Source organism: Streptomyces sp. NPDC021749, assembly GCF_040640655.1.
Classification (GTDB): Bacteria; Actinomycetota; Actinomycetes; order Streptomycetales; family Streptomycetaceae; genus Streptomyces.
The window spans coordinates 102,209-118,038 of sequence record NZ_JBFACE010000027.1 but is presented as its reverse complement, the minus strand read 5'-3'; the positions used below and the strand labels follow the sequence as shown (position 1 = coordinate 118,038).

Genomic DNA, 15,830 nt, shown 5'->3' with positions numbered 1-15,830 from the left:
CCGGAACAGCACCCACAACTCGTCCGGCACCAACCGCTCAACCAGATCCGTCATGCACGGCTCAACGAGCGATCACACCATCAGAAACGGCGTCTAAGGGGCCCCTGCACCTCGCGGTCGCCACCGAGGTCTGGCTCCGACAGCTCCACACCACCACCTCTGACTGGTGGGAGGTGAACAGCCGTATGGCAGCTGCGTGAGAGCGCCCATCCGGTCCTCACCGAGGAGGGCGGAGCGATCCTCGACGAGCGAACCGGCCGCCGGACGCACGTAACCCCGACCGCTTCGGCCGCCGTCATGCTTCTGATGTCAGCTCGCCTCCGCGCAGGCGGAGGTGAGTCGCACGTCACCGCGGAGTCTGTGGAAGACGTCGGCGCGTCCGTCGTATCGCATCGCCTTCGCCCGGTCTCCTTGAAGGCCCCAACCGGCTGTGTGTCTGGACGCCCGCCTCACGGTTCATGCGTTGCGGCGTGCGATGGCGGTGTTCAGGACGGTGGCGAACGCGCACCAGGCCGCATACGGGAGGAGGGCTGCGGCGGCGGTGGGGTCGGTGCGTGCCGTGCGACGGATCAGCTCGGCGTTGCTGAGGTCGAGCAAGACAGTGCCGGCCACACCGGCCCGCACGCTGTGGCGGGCGAAGAAGAGCCAGGTCCATGCCGCATTCACTGCCAGGTTGGTACCCAGGCTGGCAACCAGCCGGCGCCGGGTGGGCCCTTGTGCGGTTTGCAGTGCGCGGCCGCCGGCCCAGGCGATCGAGACGTACAGCGGCGTCCACACCGCCGCGAAACTCCAGGGCGGCGGCTGCCACCGCGGCTTATCCAGCTGCCGGTACCAGGAGCTTTCGGTGTCCACTGCCTTCGCCCCCAACACAGCGGCCGCGGCCACCATCGTGGCGGTCACCGCGTAGGTCCCGTACGTGCCTGGAGTGGAGGAGCTTGCGGTTCGCAACGCTTTGACCCGTCTCATCTCTCTCGCATTCCCGCCTACAAGCGGGAACCAACCAACGGATCCCCCCATGCCCAGGCAAATGGAGCAAAAGTGCACGCTGCCAGCTGAGGACCAGGTGGTACCACCACTTGACTTCGGTCCGCTCAAGAGCAGTCCCGGCCTGGGCGCTGCAGGGGCCGGTTGGTGAATGCCCTCGGCAATGTGGCGGTGGGTCCCCGGGTACCGCGACCGGGGACCCACCGAACACTTATGACTCCTCCGCGACTTCCTGACCGCCCCGCCGAAAGGCGGCACGAGCTCTGTACCACCAGTTGGCGAAGAACCTCCTGTGGGTGGCGCGCGGAGGAGCACGCTTCCCTGCCAGCTCATCGCCAGAGCGCTCTGACCTGCGCTAACGTCCCCCGGGCCGATTACAGCGGACCACGGCACCACCGCGCCCCTGAGCTCAGCAGAGAGCGCCTGACATCGGCCTCAGCCTCTACGACCACCTCGCGGCCTATCTCCCTAAACGTCCCGGCGCAGCTTGGTGCCCACCCGGTGCGCCAGGTGCGTCAAGTACGACGCCAGGAATGCAAGGTATGCCAGGTGTGCCAAGGTCGGATCACTCAGACGGGGCGTCCAGCCTGCTGGTCCGCGAGTTCGGCCTCGGGCCTGCCTGTCCGGCTGCCGCTTGGGGAGTGTGCGGAAACGGCGTCAGCGGTGCCCGCCCGCTTCCGCGCCGACGCGGCCGCATCGCGCTGGAACGCCCAGGACATCTTCGGCTCCATCACGTATCGGAACACCCGCCGTACCGGCCGCGTGCACAGCAGCGTGATCAGCGTGACGGCCAGCAACGTCACCACGACCTCGCCGACCGGCGTGCGCACCCAGGGGAGAGTGTCGTACCAACCGGACCAGCGTGCCATCTTGATCGCGAAACCGTGCAGCAGATAGCCGTACAGCGTGCCCGCGCCCAGCTTCGTGAACCACGTCTGCCGCGGTGGCACCAGAGCCAGGAAGCACACGGTGAGCACCAAGGCGCAGCCGAACAGCGCGAGTTCCATGACCGGGGAGACCCACGACGGCATGCCCAGGTCCTGTACGGCGTTGTTCTGCCGGAACCATGCGGAGTTCATGCGCGGCGCCGCCCAGTACGCGAAGACGACGGCGGCCAGCATCACCGGCGCTGCCGCGACGCGGATCGCGCGCTGCCGCAGCAGGTCGAAGTGGGCCGGCTTCAGGTGCAGTCCGAGGACGAAGAACGGCAGGAACTGCAGTACCCGCCGCATGGCGAAGTCGTTGCCGACCTGAGGTGAGGCCGCCGCGAGCACGGCGATCACCAGCGCCAGTGGGACGGGCCAACGCACGAGATTCCAGAGAGGGGTGGTCAACCGCCAGATGAAGAGAGCCGCCAGGAACCAGTCCAGGTAGTACGGGCTGGTGAGGCTGACCGGCTCGTTCGGGGTGTCGTGGACCCAGCGCTGGAAGTAGGCGTAGAGAACCTCGAACACCACGTACGGCACGGCGACACTGGTGATGAGCCGCTTGAGCTTGGCCGGGCTGAGGTCGAATCCGCGGGAGAAATAGCCGGAGATGAGGACGAACGCCGGGATGTGGAAGGTGTAGACGGTCATGTACAGCGCCATCGCCACCCGGCCACCGTGGGTGAGCGGCTCCCACGTGTGCCCCATGGCGACGAGGACGACCGCCAGGTACTTCGCGTTGTCGAAGAACGGATCTCTGCCGTCGGACGTGGGATCGATGCGTGGGGCGGGATCCTGCCGCCCCACGGGCGCCGGGTCCATAGTACGTTCGGGGGGTATGGCCGCGCGGAACATTTGAGGCACCCTAGCCGCACAGCTGTAATGGGCAAAACCGTCCACACGACTGATCCGTCGTCCGTCCGTCAGTTCGGCGCGACGACCGGCCCATTTGTGTGTTCCGCTTGTCTGATGCCGCGTCATCTGCCTCAAGGGGGGTGGGTACGCGGCGATCTGGGCCAGCCGTCAGTCGCGCTGCGGCGGAAGAGCCGCTCCGGGCATCGGATGGCGCCCGAGCGACGGTGCCGCCGCGAGACCCAGCCCTCGCACGCGCCCGGCTCTCCCGCCTGGGCAGCTACCTCGCCGGCCGGCAGGCCGTCGCACAGCTCTCAGCTGCTGTCGGGCGTCGAGTGGACGAGTTGCGGCAGGTGGCCGAGCAGGCGGGCCGTGCAGCACTTCGAGCAGGAGCTGCACAAACTGACGGAGCGGGAGGGGTGTCAGGCACCGGCGCTGGAGCGGCTAGTTTGTATGCGGGACTGGTACGAAGGCCCGTGGTGGCAGAGGTACACGGGGGACGAGAGGTCGGGAAGAGTGTCGCTGCGCGAAGGTGATCCAGCCGAGATCGGTGGTTATCCACTTGAGGCCCGGCTCGGTTCGGGTGGCATGGGCACCGTCTTTCTGGCCCGTACGAGTTCAGGGCGACCTGTCGCGATCAAACTGATCCACCCGCAGTTCGCGGCGGACGACGTGTTCCGCACCCGCTTCCGACAGGAGGTGGCGGCGGCAAGGCGGGTGAGTGGCGCGTTCACCGCCGCCGTGGTCGACGCTGCCCCTGAGGCCGAGCAGCCGTGGATGGCGACGACCTATATCCAGGGGCACACGCTCTCCCGGCGCATCGCCACGAAGGGCCCGCTGAGCGGAGCGGAGCTGAGGAGGCTCGCCATCGGGCTGGCGGAGGCTCTGCGGGACATCCACCGGGTGGGGGTCGTCCACCGTGACCTGAAGCCCTCGAACGTCGTGCTCTCACCAGACGGCCCACGCGTCATCGACTTCGGCATTTCGCGCGCCGCGGACCAGCAGACGCTGACGATGACGGGGCGGGTCATCGGTACGCCGCCCTTCATGTCCCCGGAGCAGTTGCTGGCGCCGCGTGATGTGGGACCGCGGTCCGATGTCTTCTCGCTGGGGACGCTGCTGGCGTACGCGGCGACGGGCCACGGGCCCTTCGACGCGGAGAGCCCGTACATCGTTGCGTATCAGGTGGTGCACGGGGTGCCGTCGCTGGAGGACGTGCCGGTGGCCTTGCGCACGGTCGTCGAGTCATGCCTGGCCAAGGAGCCCGACGGGCGCCCCTCGGCGGACGAACTCCTCGTGCTGTTACGGGACCTGCCGGCCGACCTCGGCCAGACCGACACGAGCGGAGTCGGTGCGGGCCGCACCCGCGACATGATCACCCAGCATCACTTCGCGACGCCGGCCACCCCGACGCCGGCCACCCCGGCGCCGACTGCCCTGGCGCCGACTGCCCCGACGACCACCCCGGCCGGTCCCGGTGCGGGGAGCGTCGACACCTCCATCGCCCGCCGACCGCATGGCCGATTGCGTGGCCGATTGCGTCCCGTGCTCGCGGCTTCGGTCGCGGTCACGGTGGCAGCGATCAGTGGAGGAGTCGCGGCGCTGACGACGGGCGGCTTCGGGGGGAACAGCGGCGGCGACAAGGGCAAGAGCCTCGCGGCCCCGGTCGCCGCACTTCCGGACGGCTTCAAACCGTGGCACCGGACCGTGCCGGGCGGTCGCGAGGACATACCCGACGAGCTGCGTTGCGTCGCGCACGGCGACGCGTTGTTCTGCGGGGGCGGCGGTGTTGTCGCGGCCCGAATCAGGGCCAAGGACGGCTCGCGGGTGTGGACGGCGAAGAGCCCCGGCGTCCCCGCCAATGGCATGCACCTGGTGGGCGCCACCGACGACACGGTGGTCGGTTACCGCTTCGCCGCCCAGGACGCCCCGCAGGACCCGCGCAGCGAGGTGGTGGCCATCGACGCGGACAACGGCCGGGAGCTGTGGTCCGTGCCGTCCGGCGCCCAGTCGACGGCCGTCACGGGTCGGACTCAGGACGCCATCGTGATCGGCTCCGACGTCGTGACGGTCGACGCTTCCAACTCCCGCTTGGAGGCCCGCAACGCGCACAGCGGTCAGGTCACATGGACGTCGTCGTTCCCTGCGGGCAAGCAGTGCGCTCCCGTCCCGGTGGGCTCGCAGCTCCTCGCGATGTGCGCGACGGATGCGGAGGTGGATGCCCTGGCGGTGCACCACCCCACCCTGTACCCGGTCGACCGCGCCTCGGGGACACTGGGCAGGCCCATCGCGGTCAACGGCCCCGCCGTGCCGATGGGTGTCGCCAACGGCAGGCTCGTACTCCTGCACGTACACATGGGGGGAACGGAGCTGGACCGCTACAACGGGGTGGCACGGGTCGATCCGGCCTCGCAGAAGGTCACGTACTCCCGCCTGGCCAAGACGTACACGGGGACGCCCGGCATGGCGGGCAGCACCGTCTACGTGAGCGGGCAGACCGGTCTCGTCACGGCACTCGACCCCGCGACCGGCCGGAAGAAGTGGTCGCGGCAGATTGGCGTGGAGGGCGCGTCGGGTCCTGTCGCGGGAGCCGGCGCACTGTATTTCAGCTCGGCCACCGGACGGGTGGTCGCGTTGTCGCCGCACGATGGCAAACTCCTGTGGACAACGGATCCGCAGGCCGATGGGTTGACGGGCGAGGGGGGCGCGAGCCCGCGGGTGACTCTTTCGGGGCGTGCGGTGATCGTGGCCGCGGCCAAGAACACTCTCTTCGCTTTCGACGCGCAGAAGCCGCCGAAGGCGGGCTGACCCGGGTGGCTGGACGGCGGCTGCGACATCGCCGGGGAGCACCGCGGGAACCTTGTTGTGATCTGTACGTGGGTTGACTGCGAACGATCAAGGGCGGTGGCGTCGTCGGGTGCCGATGACGCCACCGCCCTCCTCTGCGTTCTGGACGCCACCGCCCTCCTCTGCGTTCTGACCCACCGTCCATCGAGGTGTCCGGCTCTCGCTTCTCCGGTCCGGGGAGGTCGAAGTCGTCCTGGGTCAGGACACCGCGGAGATGCTGTTCAGCTGGTGGAGGGCATGTATTGCCTCCGTGCGATATTCGATATTCCCCCGGGGTGCCGGCATCGCCTCGGCAGCGGTCGATGTGGCAGAGCGCGACGTCGGGTAGATCAGCGCTCCGGAATCTTGGTGGGCTGTTGCGGTTCGGGGGCTCCCTGACGGGCGGGCTCCTCGGGTTCAAGTGGGCCTGGGCCGCTGGTCGAGGCGGCGCCTTGCAGTGCCGCCTCGACTCGGCGGTTGCTGGTCATGGTCGCGGTGATGGCGGTCATGGTGAGGAGGAGGCCGGCGGCGGCGCAGAGCGGGGTGCGGATGTCGTACGTGGTGGCCAGCCAGCCGCCGAGGAAGGCGCCGAAGGGGGCGGCGCACATGGCGAGCATGCGCGACGTGGAGGCGACCCGGCCCATCAGCTGGGCAGGGACGATCGCCTGCCGGAGAGAGGGCCCGAGCACCATCGTGGCGCCCATGCCCGCCCCGCAGACGGCGAGCGCGAACCCGGCCACGTACGGATTCGGGGCGGCGGCCAACCCCAGGATGGCCAGCCCTTCGACCGCGGCCGTGCAGGTCAGCGCGCGACCGGTGCCGAGCCGTCGGCCGAGGAAGGAGGCGATGCCCGCGCCGAGCAGACCGCCGGTGGCCTCCGCCGTGAGAAGCAGGCCGAAGCCGAAGGTGCTGATGCCGAGACGGTCGTGCGCGAAGAGGGCGAGGACGGTCTCCACGGCGAGGAAGGCGACGTTCCCGACCGCCGGCCGCAGCGCGAGCCCGAGCAGAAGCCGATCCCGGAAGACGTAGGAGGCTCCGGCCCGCGCCTGCCGAAGCAGCGACTCGCCGGCCTTCGGCACGGCCCGCGGCACGGCGGGCAGCGACCGCACGAGCAATGCGGACAGCGCGAACGACACCGCGTCGGCGAGCAGCGGAACCGCCCGCCCGAGCGCGAGCAGCGCACTGCCCGCGGGCGGTCCCGCGAAGCCGGACGCGGCGGTCTGGGTGCCGCGCAGGCGGGAGTTGCCGCGTTCCAGGAGTGCCGGATCGCGGCCGAGCAGATCCGGCAGATACGCCGTGGCAGCGGTGTCGAAGAGGAGTCCGCCGAGGCCGAGCAGGAAGGCGACGACCGCGAGCAGACCAATGCTCAGCACGTCGAGCGCGGCCGTCGCCGCCGGTATCGCGAGCAGCAACGCACGCGCCGCATCCACGACGCACATCGTGCGCCGGCGGTCCCAGCGGTCCACCAGCGCACCGCCGAGCACCCCGAAGAGCAACCAGGGCAGCGTTCCGGCTGCCGTGACGACGGCGAGCGCCATCGGATCCCGCGTCAGCGTCAACGCGATCAGCGGCAGCGCGGCATGCAACACCCCGTCACCGAGCGAGGAGATCGTCTGCGCGCTCCAGAGCCGTCCGAACCCGGTCGGCAACTTCTGTCCGTTCATGCCCATCGGGCGTCCCCCTCGGCCTGCTCGCGCGGCGCCGGCCGGAACAGCGCGAAGACGAGAGATGCGTCCGGCAGTGACGGATCGGACAGCTCCCGGTACTCGTCCGCCAGTGCCTGCAGCCGCGTGCCCAGCTCCGTGAACTGCTCCTCGGTAAGCCGCAGGTGCGCCATCCGTACGAACCGCTCGCCCTCTGCCGGAGCTGCCTCCAGGTCGGCCACCGCATGCCGCATCAGCACATCCGGCTGCCCCGCCCCCGGGTCGGGCAGCACGATCGACTGCGCGGCCATCGCGTAGTACCGCTCGGTGACCCCTCGCACCTTCCGCGTCCGCACCACCTTGACCAGGCCGGCCCGCTCCAGCAGCCGCACGTGATAGCTGGAACTCCCCTTCTTGAGGCCCACCTGCTCGGCGATCTGCGTGATCGTCGCGGGCTCGAAGCGGAGCACGGCCATGATCCGGTGACGGGTGAGGTTGGAGACGGCGCGTAGCTGCTCGTCAGTGGTGACGTGAAACGTCTCAGGAAGATCGTCGGTGGGCATGCGCAATGGTCGACGATCCTTGACCATTGCGCAAGAGGATTTCTGGGTGGGCGTCGCCGAGCGGTCCACCCAACGAGGTTTCCGGTGTCCGGTACAGCGGGCCTTGAGCGCCCTGACGTACGTGTGAGTGCCCGGTCGGTGCAGCGGTGACGCGGACCTGGGCCGAGGGCGGTCCGCAGGCGCCGCCTGGATCATCCCGTCCAACTGACCAGAGTATGTTGCCGAGTTCAGGCCGATCGTTTTCGCGAGCTGCAATGACACGTCACAGGCTTCAGGGCGCGCGGAACAAGTGGCCGGCCCTCCCCGACGGCAGAGAGCCGGCCATTTCCGGTGTGGGTGCCCGTGCGCGGTCGGCGTGGTCAGGTGCTGGCGGTGAGTTCTTCGATGCGGGTGGCGAAGTCGGCTTCGGGCAGCGGCAGGTCGACGTCGTCAACGAAGCCGAGGGCGTCGGGGACGTAGGCGATGACGGCGTTGGCCGCCGCGGATACGCCCGCGTTCTCCTTGCGCAGGACGTCCAGGATCCGCAGGGCGGCGACCAGATCGCCGCAGTCGGCGAATTCGGGGGTCGATGGTTCGTGGCATTCGAGCCTGGCCTGGTCGCGCCAGAGCTTGGCTTCGTGACGCTCGCCGAGGGCCATGTGGTGCAGGTAGAGGCAGCAGGCGGCCCCGATGTCTCCGGCGCCGGCGGCGAACTGCCACCAGAACTGGGCGCTGTCGGAGCGGCGGGCCAGATGCAGCACACATCCCAGCACGCGGGCAGCTTCAGGTTCGAGAATGCGACGGGAGAAGAAGGTGCTGAGCTTGTGCAAGTCGCGGGCGACGACGGTCTCGCACAGCGTGTTCAGGTGCCGGGTCTGGATTCGGTGCGGCAGGCCGGCACGTTCCGCAGCCCGGGCCGCGGCCGCCCGGGCGGGCTCCATCTGGTCGTCGAAGGACAGCGCGCCCTGCCACATACGTTCGTTGATACGTGCGGTCAGCCGCGCCTCGGCCGCCGGGGTTCCGGTGTAGACGCGTCTGGGCAGCCGGGCCTTGGCCAGTGCGCGATCAAGATCAGCGGAAGTGCTCATCGTTCCTCCTTTTCCAGGCCCAGGGCGCGCTGCAGCCGGTGCCGGGCATAGCGGGTAGTGGACCGGACTCCCGCGGGGGTGACGCCGAGAATGTCGGCGGTCTCCTGGGTGCTGTAACCCAGGCAGTACTGCAGGACGATCACATCGTGCTGCCGCTCGGGCAGGGCCTGGATCGCCGTATAGACGTGCATGCTCTCCGACAACTCGCCGATCGGGTCGACCGCGTCGCGCAGGGCCGCGGTCTCGAAGGCCGCCTGGTCGATCACGGTGGGGCGGCGTCCGCGTGCACGGGCATAGTCAATGGTCCGGTGTTTGACCACCACCCATGCATACGCGTGGGGGTTTTCGTGTTCCAGCACTTCCGACCAGCTGAGATAAAGCTGCTCGAAAGCGTCGTCCACGGCCTCCTCGGCATCGGCGAGGTTGGCGAGGTAGAGCTCGGACCAGTGGATGTAGACCTCGCGGAACAACTCGTGGAAGGCACGGAAGTCAGCAGGCAGCTCAGTCATCGGGAGCGCTCTGAGGCGGCGGTAGCGGGTCACCGCTCACCTCCCCGGCCCGGGCAGCGGCCTCGCAGCTCTGACAGGCCCACCAGTACCCCGGCCGCAGCAGCGCGCCGCAGTGCGGCCAGAGCGTCCCTACCGAAGACACGCGCGGCCATCGCGACTGTCAGTAGGTCGCCAATGAGATGAAGCTTCACGGTACTTGGGAATCCCTCCCGCTGGTGAGAGAGGCGCCCTCCCCAACGCCTCGGAGAAACCTTGGTGTTCCTCTGGCTCTATAGCGTTCGCCGACCCCAGATCGTGCAACGGCTAACCGGAAAATCTTACGGATGGGGAAGCGCTCCACGCGAGAATCGCCCGTCCGTCCTCCGCCTCGCGGGCGGTACGCGGACGATGGCTGCCGCGCTGCGCGATCGACACGCACCCGCGAGCGCAGATTCCCGGGCTCGGCAGAGCACTGCCGGAAAATGCCCGGCGTCTCGTCTGCGACGGCAGCACTGGTCCGGGGCTATGGCCCTCGACGGCGGTCTGAAGGCGAGGTGGAGTGCGGCGCCACCAGCTCGGACACGGCCTCGACCCTCGGCACCCTCGGCACCCTCGGCACCCTCGGCACCCTCGGCGCCAGGATCAGAAGGACCTCGCCGGCATCGGCATGCTGCAGGACCCCTCGCCGTCCGAAGCCTGATCAAACCGGCCCCGGCGGAAAACTTCAGACCCTCGCACTACGGGCGATGCGGTACAGCACGTTCGGACGCAGTGGCCCTTCGGGCACGGTGAGGTCGTCGACGTCGTCGGCCGGGTCCCGCGTCATGCCGATCCGGCGCATCACCGCCTGCGAACGAGGGTTGGTGGCCGTGGTGACAGCGAGGATCTCAAGAAGCCCAAGGGCGTCGAAGCCGTGGGCCAGGAGGGTCAGCGCAGCCTCCCGGCCGCCGCTCTCCGGCGGAACCGGGCCACACCTCCACGGCGCAGCCCGGCACCTCGCGTCAGTCCTCCCGGCTGGTGACTTCGATGAGGTGGAACCCGAACTGCGTCTTCACCGGTCCCTCGACCGTGCCGACCGGAGCAGAGAAGACGACCGTGTCGAATTCCTTGACCATTTGACCCGGACCGAACGATCCGAGGTCACCACCTTGGCGCGCCGAGGGACACGTGGAGTTCGCCTTGGCGACCTCGGCGAAATCCGCTCCGGCCGCGATCTGCGCCTTCAGCTCCGACGCTTTCTCTTCACTGGGGACCAAGATGTGACGCGCGGTAGCCCGAGCCATTTTGTTACGTCCTTTCGAGTACACATCAGCGCTGCCAGGGTTACCGGCCAAGGACCCACGGCGCAGCGAGCACGGCCCAGCCAGGCGCAGGTCCCTTCGGCATCCCTGAGCAGCCTTCTTAAGTCAGACAGGCACCATCTCACAGGCGACCACACCCTGGCACAGCAGACAGGCTCTCCCGCTGCCGTCGGTGCAGGGCTGCTGGTGCGACGCCTCGGTGAACCGCATGCTCCGCTGGGCAGAGCCTGTCCCGGCAATCAGCAGCCGGCGTCCAGCGCGGACCATGTGGTCGTGCCGACAGGCCCTCCGGCGTCCAGCACGGACCATGTTTGTCGATCGGCATAGAGCAACGCCGGAACATCCTGAAGGCACGCGTTGCCATTACAGCAACAGGAGTTGTAGTCCCGGACGCGGTGGTCGCAGCCTGATGCTCGGTCAAACGCCCTCGACAACAATCAGGAGGCCACACGATGCGTACCCACGGAGGCGTCGGATCCGCACTGAGCGCGGACGGCAACGGGCCGCTGGGCAACCGCGTCCACCACATTCGTGTCGGCGAGTGGGAGGGCCATGCCGCTATCAGTGGCGGCACGGTCGGGTCGAAGAAGCTCTGGATGGGCCTGGTGGAGAATGCGCCGTTGAGCGCAACGGACAACCACCATCACGGCGAGTCTGAGGCGGGGATCTACGTGGTCAGCGGTCACCCCGTGTTCGTCTTCCACGACGGCATACAGGAGGTACGGATCTCCGCCGGTCCTGGCGACTTCCTGCTCGTCCCCCCGTTCGTCCCGCATCGCGAGGAGAATCCCGACCCGAACGAGCCCGTGGTCGTCGTGATCGCACGGACCACGCAAGAGCCGATCAAGGTCTCCGTGCCCGAGCTGTACCAAGTCAAGGAGTCAGACATGTGTCAGGAAGAGGACCTGGACCGGTTGGCCGGGTGAAGCGCCGCGCTCGCCCCGTTCCAGGCACTGCGGTCCCACTCCTGCCGTGTGGATGATCGGTGCTGGCTCCACCGTTGCTCATGGCCGGGCCCATCCGGTTACGCCAGGAACCGCGAACGCCCGCCGTCAAGCCCCGACTTGAGAGAGTCCACCCGGGCGATCCGGGCGAGACCTCCTCAACGGCGTCGACGCCTGGGGACCGCCCTGACCTTCGGCAGGCTCCGGACGGTGACGTGGCTCAGGTCCCGCTTGCCCGTCTCTGCTGCCCCCACAACGGCCCCGCTCCGCCGCCTACTGCCGATCGGTCCTAGACGCCATTCCGTGGCAGGCGCGGAGCATGGCGGAGCCGCGTGAGGCGCGCTCCCACAGCACGTTGTCGAAGGTCTTCTCGTCGCCGGAGCGGTAGGCACTGAGGGCCTCGGTGGCGCCGGTCAGGTCTTTCTGCAGCTCCGCCTTGACCGCGGGTGACGTCGCCTTGGCGACGTTTGCCTGGTCCAGGCCCTGAATCTCCTGGAGCAGGTCCTCGATCGGTGCCTGGCCGTTGCCGTAGCGGTTGGTGCCACTGGGGGACGCTGGGGTCCAGGAGATCCCGGGGGTCCCGGGGGTCCCGGGGGTCCTGGGGGTCCTGGGGGTCCTGGGGGTCCTGGGGGTCCTGGGGATCCTGAAGGTCCTGGGGGTCCGTCGGTGACCGAGGACGAGATCGTCGGCGGCTGGAGTCTCGTGCACTGTTCGGTCGGACGGGCCGGAAAAGAGACCCGGCCGCTGGGGGACCGGCCCGGCCCTCGGCCCGCCCGCCCACGGCACGGCCGGGATGCGCCGCAGCCACTATGGCGCACGCGAGGCGGAACGCATCGCCCGGCTCACTCCCGGCGACTGGCTGACCGACTACCGCCAGGTACGCCTGGTCGCCCTGGCCACCACCGACCCCGAGCACGCCCGCTGGTTCGTACACGACCTCCTCGGTCCGCTGGCCTCCGACGGCGCCCGGGTGCGCGAACTGCGCGAGACCCTGCGCGTGTACCTCGCCGAGGAACGCAGCCTGAGAGCCGCCGCCGGCACCCTGCACGTGGCCCGTAACACCGTCACCTACCGGGTCAAACGCGCCGAGGAACTCCTGCCCGCCGCCGCCACCGCAGGCAGCACCCTGGAGCTACGCCTCGCCCTGGAGATCGCCCGGTCCCTGCTCGGCCGACGGCACCCCCGGGCACCGGACGCCCGATCCCGTCACGCTCAGCGCCCTTGTCCTTCACGCACTTTCCTGGAAACGCCTGTGCCCTGCCGTCCTCGTAGTTGCTGAAGGGTGAGACCGGAGGTGTCTTCGGCGGGGACGCACATGCCGTACGTGCGAACAACCATGACCTGCCGGGCCGTTGAGCGCGTCGCGTTTCTGGGCCAAGCAGTGGCGGCCCTTCCGCCCGGTGGTCATGATGCCTTCATGACACCCGAGCGCGGAGAGGCTTCGGCACTCCTCGATCCGGCCCTCCACCTACCGTGCGCGCAGAGAGACGCACCGGGCTGCGCTCTGCGGGCAGGGCAAGCCGGGCGTGGAGACGGCCGACCGGGCCGGTGCGCGGCGCGATCTCGCCACCCCCTTCTTCCTCTCCCTCAACAGCGTGGCCTCCGCGGTCAAGGTGACCGCAGCCATGGAGCAGCGGGTGCCCGTGATCTGCTACACCGCGTATCTCGTGGTGCTCACGGCGCTCGCGAGCTGACGCGGGTGCCCGCATGACGACGTACCGCGGTTCCTCCTCAAGGTCACGGACCCGGGAGGATCGCGTCATCGGCCGCACCCTCGTCGTGATCGGCGTCGTCTGGCGCCTCGCCGTCGCCGCCTACGGCATCGGAGTCTTTCTCCCGCTCGTCCTGGCCGAGGGCCTGTCGTCCTGGTGGACGATCATCATCGACACCCTCGTGCTGAAGGTGTGCCTGCGGCTGTCCGATGCCGGCCGCCGGATCTCGCGCCACGGACGCCGGTACCTCACGCCGGTCATCCATTCCGTGGCGGACCTGAGCGACGACCCGTTCGTGCTGTATCTGCGTCCGTTCGCCGCCGATCCGGACGGAGCGTCCATGGCGCAGCAACCCGAGGTCCCCTGGCCCCCCGTGGGCTTCATCACCTCGGGACGCACCTTGGAGGAGCAACTCGGCCGGCTGTTCCGGGAGTTCGGCGTCCTGATCGCGGTGGGGCAACCAGGTGAGCAGCTCCCCTACGCGGGCGCACACCGCATCTATCTGCCGCTGGACGACTGGCAGGACACCGTACGCGAGCTGATGCTGCGCGCGCGGCTGGTCGTGCTCGTCGCGGGCCCGGGCGCCGGAACGATCTGGGAGTACCTGGAGGCGATCCGTCTCCTTCCCCCTTGCCGCCTCCTCCTGGCCGTCTACCACGGCCCCGAGATCTACGAAGCGTTCCGGCGACTGTCGGCAACGGCGTTCGGGCAACAACAGGGCGCGCTTTCCTCACGGAGGGGGGCCTCTGGGTTGCCACCGGCACTGCCGGACTACCCGGAGCCCACGGATTCGGGCACGCGGGACTACCCACTCAAGGGAGTCGTCCACTTCGACGCGGAGTGGGGAGCGCACTTCCTGCGCTTCGATCCGGCCAAGGGAAGTGTGATACGCAGCCGGGCAGCCACCAGCAGGGTGGTCCGCAAGGCGCTGCGTCCCGTGTTGAAGGCGATCCGACTCGACGGCGCAACGCGCTGATGCCGCATGAAGGGGTATGCCGAGGCCTTCTTCGCCGGTGGCGGTCCGGATCGGTGACGGTCGTATGCCGGGGCCCCAGCGCGGAAGCCTGCCGGAACAACGAAGGAGCGCGCCTTGGCCACGGCGGCGATGCGGGCACCCGCCGCCGTCGTGGCACTGGTACGCGACCGGTCAGCGGCAGGTGATGAGGGGACCGGCCCAGTCGGCGTGGTCGGAGTTGTCGCCGTTGCCTCCGTCGGTGACCACGAGCCGCATCTCGCTGCCGCCGGTCAGGTCTGCGGTGAGGTGCTTCGCGGGCTGGTCGACCGTCATCAGCCCGCTGTCGGCGACCTTCGTGCCGTCCCGGTAGATCTGGAAGACCACGGAGCCGTTCGCGCCCACCTCGTCGTCGATGCCCACATCCACACTGAGGACGGAGCAGGCGCCGCCGAGATGGTAGGTGATCTCGCTGAAGGCGTGGGCCCCCAGCCCTTCGGTGTAGCTCGTTCCCTGGATGGTGAGGGGGCGTCCGTCGATGCTGCGGTTCAGCCTCACCGGCCCCCAGCCGTTCCTGCTGGAGGTCCACGGCCGGGTGTTCAACGAGGTGATACGGCCGGTCGACGGCTTGTCCTCGGAACCCGGGCGCCCGGAAGGCGACGGCTTCGCCGACGACGAGGGCCGGGAACGCGGATGCTTCGATGCCTTCGTGCGGGTGGGGGACGGGGAGCCCGACGGCGAGCGGGAGGCGGTCGCCGAGCCGCTGGGCGAAGCCGTCGGCGGGTGGTCCGGAGTGGTCGCCGATGAGTGACCGGACCGTTCGGGGCTGCCGGCCTCGATGTGGTGGCGCGCCGGTCCGAGCAGGGTGCCGACGGATATGGCACCGCCGGCCAGGACGGTCACGGCGACAGCGAGCACGGCGATGCGCGCCGGTGAGAATCGGGACGGCTGGGCAACGCGCGGTTCGCCGGACGGCTTCGCCCCCGGAGGGGGCCCGGCGACGGCGGGTTCGCCGCCGGTGGCAGGCTCCCGTTCGCCGTCGAAAGGACCGGGTCCATCACCTGACTCGTTGGCCAGCCAGGACTCGAAGTTGTCGCGCAGTTCGGTGTTCCGGGAACTGTGGTGCCAGGCGGCGGCGGTGTGGCGTACCGCCGCCAGCAGCCTGTCCCGCCATACGGCGTCAGCCCCCTCCACCAGCTCTTGGGAGTTCAGGACGCCGTCGATGGCTTCCTTCGCCAGATCCGCTGCGGCCTGGGAGCTTCTGGAGCAGGCGCGGGCGTAGGCCAGTACGGGGGCGTAGTGCCGGCGGTGAAACTCGTCGAGGGCTTCCGCGCCCGCCTTCGCTGCGCCGTCCGGAGGCGACGTGCCATACGGATCAGCCGTCGCCCGGCTTCCGGTCCGGGCTGCGGCACGGATGCGCTGGACCAGCTCGGTGTCGGAAGGCGTTGTCCCACCGATGGTGCCGAATTGCTCATGCATGATTGGGCTACTGACCCTTCGACGTCCTGACGAACAGTGAAAATACCGCAGGACGTGGGCGGATGTGGCGGCCGGCCAGGTGGACCGCCGTTC

At 69.2% G+C, this 15,830-nt stretch carries 13 protein-coding genes and 1 pseudogene; 5 read left to right on the top strand and 9 right to left on the bottom strand.

Annotated elements, in window-relative coordinates; translation table 11 throughout:
• Window positions 1-456: 456 nt before the first annotated feature.
• On the bottom strand, window positions 457-900 hold the full coding sequence (locus AB0G35_RS24920; protein ID WP_360953545.1) for a TspO/MBR family protein: 444 nt from the start codon (window positions 898-900) through the stop codon (window positions 457-459).
• Between the two features lie 653 nt (window positions 901-1,553).
• Window positions 1,554-2,717 (bottom strand): acyltransferase family protein, encoded by a 1,164-nt coding sequence (locus AB0G35_RS24915; RefSeq protein WP_360953542.1) that lies wholly within the window; start codon window positions 2,715-2,717, stop codon window positions 1,554-1,556.
• A 561-nt stretch (window positions 2,718-3,278) separates the two neighbouring features.
• On the opposite strand from AB0G35_RS24915, the gene AB0G35_RS24910 reads away from it, so the two are divergent.
• Window positions 3,279-5,570 carry a serine/threonine-protein kinase gene (locus AB0G35_RS24910; protein ID WP_360953554.1) on the top strand — a complete coding sequence of 764 codons (2,292 nt, stop codon included), beginning with the start codon at window positions 3,279-3,281 and terminating at the stop codon, window positions 5,568-5,570.
• 368 nt (window positions 5,571-5,938) lie between these two features.
• On the opposite strand, the gene AB0G35_RS24905 is transcribed toward AB0G35_RS24910, so the two are convergent.
• The 6 genes and pseudogenes from AB0G35_RS24905 to AB0G35_RS24880 all read right to left on the bottom strand — a co-directional run bounded on the left by AB0G35_RS24905 (window position 5,939) and on the right by AB0G35_RS24880 (window position 10,632).
• A complete protein-coding gene (locus tag AB0G35_RS24905) occupies window positions 5,939-7,258 on the bottom strand; it encodes an MFS transporter (RefSeq protein ID WP_360953539.1) in 1,320 nt (439 codons plus the stop codon).
• Window positions 7,249-7,794: a helix-turn-helix domain-containing protein gene (locus AB0G35_RS24900; RefSeq protein ID WP_360953536.1), complete on the bottom strand. Its 546-nt coding sequence runs from the start codon at window positions 7,792-7,794 to the stop codon at window positions 7,249-7,251. Before AB0G35_RS24900 ends, AB0G35_RS24905 begins: the two co-directional genes overlap by 10 nt.
• A gap of 359 nt (window positions 7,795-8,153) precedes the next feature.
• On the bottom strand, window positions 8,154-8,861 hold the full coding sequence (locus AB0G35_RS24895; RefSeq protein ID WP_360953533.1) for a hypothetical protein: 708 nt from the start codon (window positions 8,859-8,861) through the stop codon (window positions 8,154-8,156).
• Window positions 8,858-9,370 carry a sigma-70 family RNA polymerase sigma factor gene (locus tag AB0G35_RS24890; RefSeq protein WP_360953530.1) on the bottom strand — a complete coding sequence of 171 codons (513 nt, stop codon included), beginning with the start codon at window positions 9,368-9,370 and terminating at the stop codon, window positions 8,858-8,860. The genes AB0G35_RS24895 and AB0G35_RS24890 overlap by 4 nt, the downstream gene beginning before the upstream one ends.
• Window positions 9,371-10,073: 703 nt before the next feature.
• Window positions 10,074-10,289: pseudogene (locus AB0G35_RS24885) on the bottom strand (GNAT family protein); the annotation flags it as partial.
• 61 nt (window positions 10,290-10,350) lie between these two features.
• Window positions 10,351-10,632 carry a peptidylprolyl isomerase gene (locus AB0G35_RS24880; RefSeq protein WP_360953527.1) on the bottom strand — a complete coding sequence of 94 codons (282 nt, stop codon included), beginning with the start codon at window positions 10,630-10,632 and terminating at the stop codon, window positions 10,351-10,353.
• 470 nt (window positions 10,633-11,102) lie between these two features.
• Between AB0G35_RS24880 and AB0G35_RS24875 the strand changes: the two genes are divergently transcribed.
• From AB0G35_RS24875 to AB0G35_RS24860, 4 genes are all read left to right on the top strand, one after another.
• Window positions 11,103-11,576 carry a cupin domain-containing protein gene (locus AB0G35_RS24875; protein WP_360953524.1) on the top strand — a complete coding sequence of 158 codons (474 nt, stop codon included), beginning with the start codon at window positions 11,103-11,105 and terminating at the stop codon, window positions 11,574-11,576.
• Between the two features lie 811 nt (window positions 11,577-12,387).
• On the top strand, window positions 12,388-12,873 hold the full coding sequence (locus tag AB0G35_RS24870; protein WP_360953521.1) for a helix-turn-helix domain-containing protein: 486 nt from the start codon (window positions 12,388-12,390) through the stop codon (window positions 12,871-12,873).
• A 247-nt stretch (window positions 12,874-13,120) separates the two neighbouring features.
• Window positions 13,121-13,288, top strand: coding sequence for a hypothetical protein (locus tag AB0G35_RS24865; RefSeq protein ID WP_360953518.1), 168 nt, complete (start codon window positions 13,121-13,123; stop codon window positions 13,286-13,288).
• A 13-nt stretch (window positions 13,289-13,301) separates the two neighbouring features.
• Window positions 13,302-14,282: a hypothetical protein gene (locus AB0G35_RS24860; protein ID WP_360953515.1), complete on the top strand. Its 981-nt coding sequence runs from the start codon at window positions 13,302-13,304 to the stop codon at window positions 14,280-14,282.
• Window positions 14,283-14,453: 171 nt separating this feature from the next.
• On the opposite strand, the gene AB0G35_RS24855 is transcribed toward AB0G35_RS24860, so the two are convergent.
• Window positions 14,454-15,737 (bottom strand): NPCBM/NEW2 domain-containing protein, encoded by a 1,284-nt coding sequence (locus AB0G35_RS24855; protein WP_360953512.1) that lies wholly within the window; start codon window positions 15,735-15,737, stop codon window positions 14,454-14,456.
• Window positions 15,738-15,830 lie beyond the last annotated feature (93 nt).

Excerpts from the sequence above, each read along its gene's own strand:
- AB0G35_RS24900 (WP_360953536.1), bottom strand. The coding sequence starts at position 7,794 with ATGCCCACCGACGATCTTCCTGAGACGTTTCACGTCACCACTGACGAG.
- AB0G35_RS24905 (WP_360953539.1), bottom strand. The coding sequence starts at position 7,258 with ATGGGCATGAACGGACAGAAGTTGCCGACCGGGTTCGGACGGCTCTGG.
- AB0G35_RS24875 (WP_360953524.1), top strand. The coding sequence starts at position 11,103 with ATGCGTACCCACGGAGGCGTCGGATCCGCACTGAGCGCGGACGGCAAC.
- AB0G35_RS24895 (WP_360953533.1), bottom strand. The coding sequence starts at position 8,861 with ATGAGCACTTCCGCTGATCTTGATCGCGCACTGGCCAAGGCCCGGCTG.
- AB0G35_RS24890 (WP_360953530.1), bottom strand. The coding sequence starts at position 9,370 with ATGACTGAGCTGCCTGCTGACTTCCGTGCCTTCCACGAGTTGTTCCGC.
- AB0G35_RS24870 (WP_360953521.1), top strand. The coding sequence starts at position 12,388 with ATGCGCCGCAGCCACTATGGCGCACGCGAGGCGGAACGCATCGCCCGG.
- AB0G35_RS24855 (WP_360953512.1), bottom strand. The coding sequence starts at position 15,737 with ATGCATGAGCAATTCGGCACCATCGGTGGGACAACGCCTTCCGACACC.
- AB0G35_RS24860 (WP_360953515.1), top strand. The coding sequence starts at position 13,302 with ATGACGACGTACCGCGGTTCCTCCTCAAGGTCACGGACCCGGGAGGAT.
- AB0G35_RS24880 (WP_360953527.1), bottom strand. The coding sequence starts at position 10,632 with ATGGCTCGGGCTACCGCGCGTCACATCTTGGTCCCCAGTGAAGAGAAA.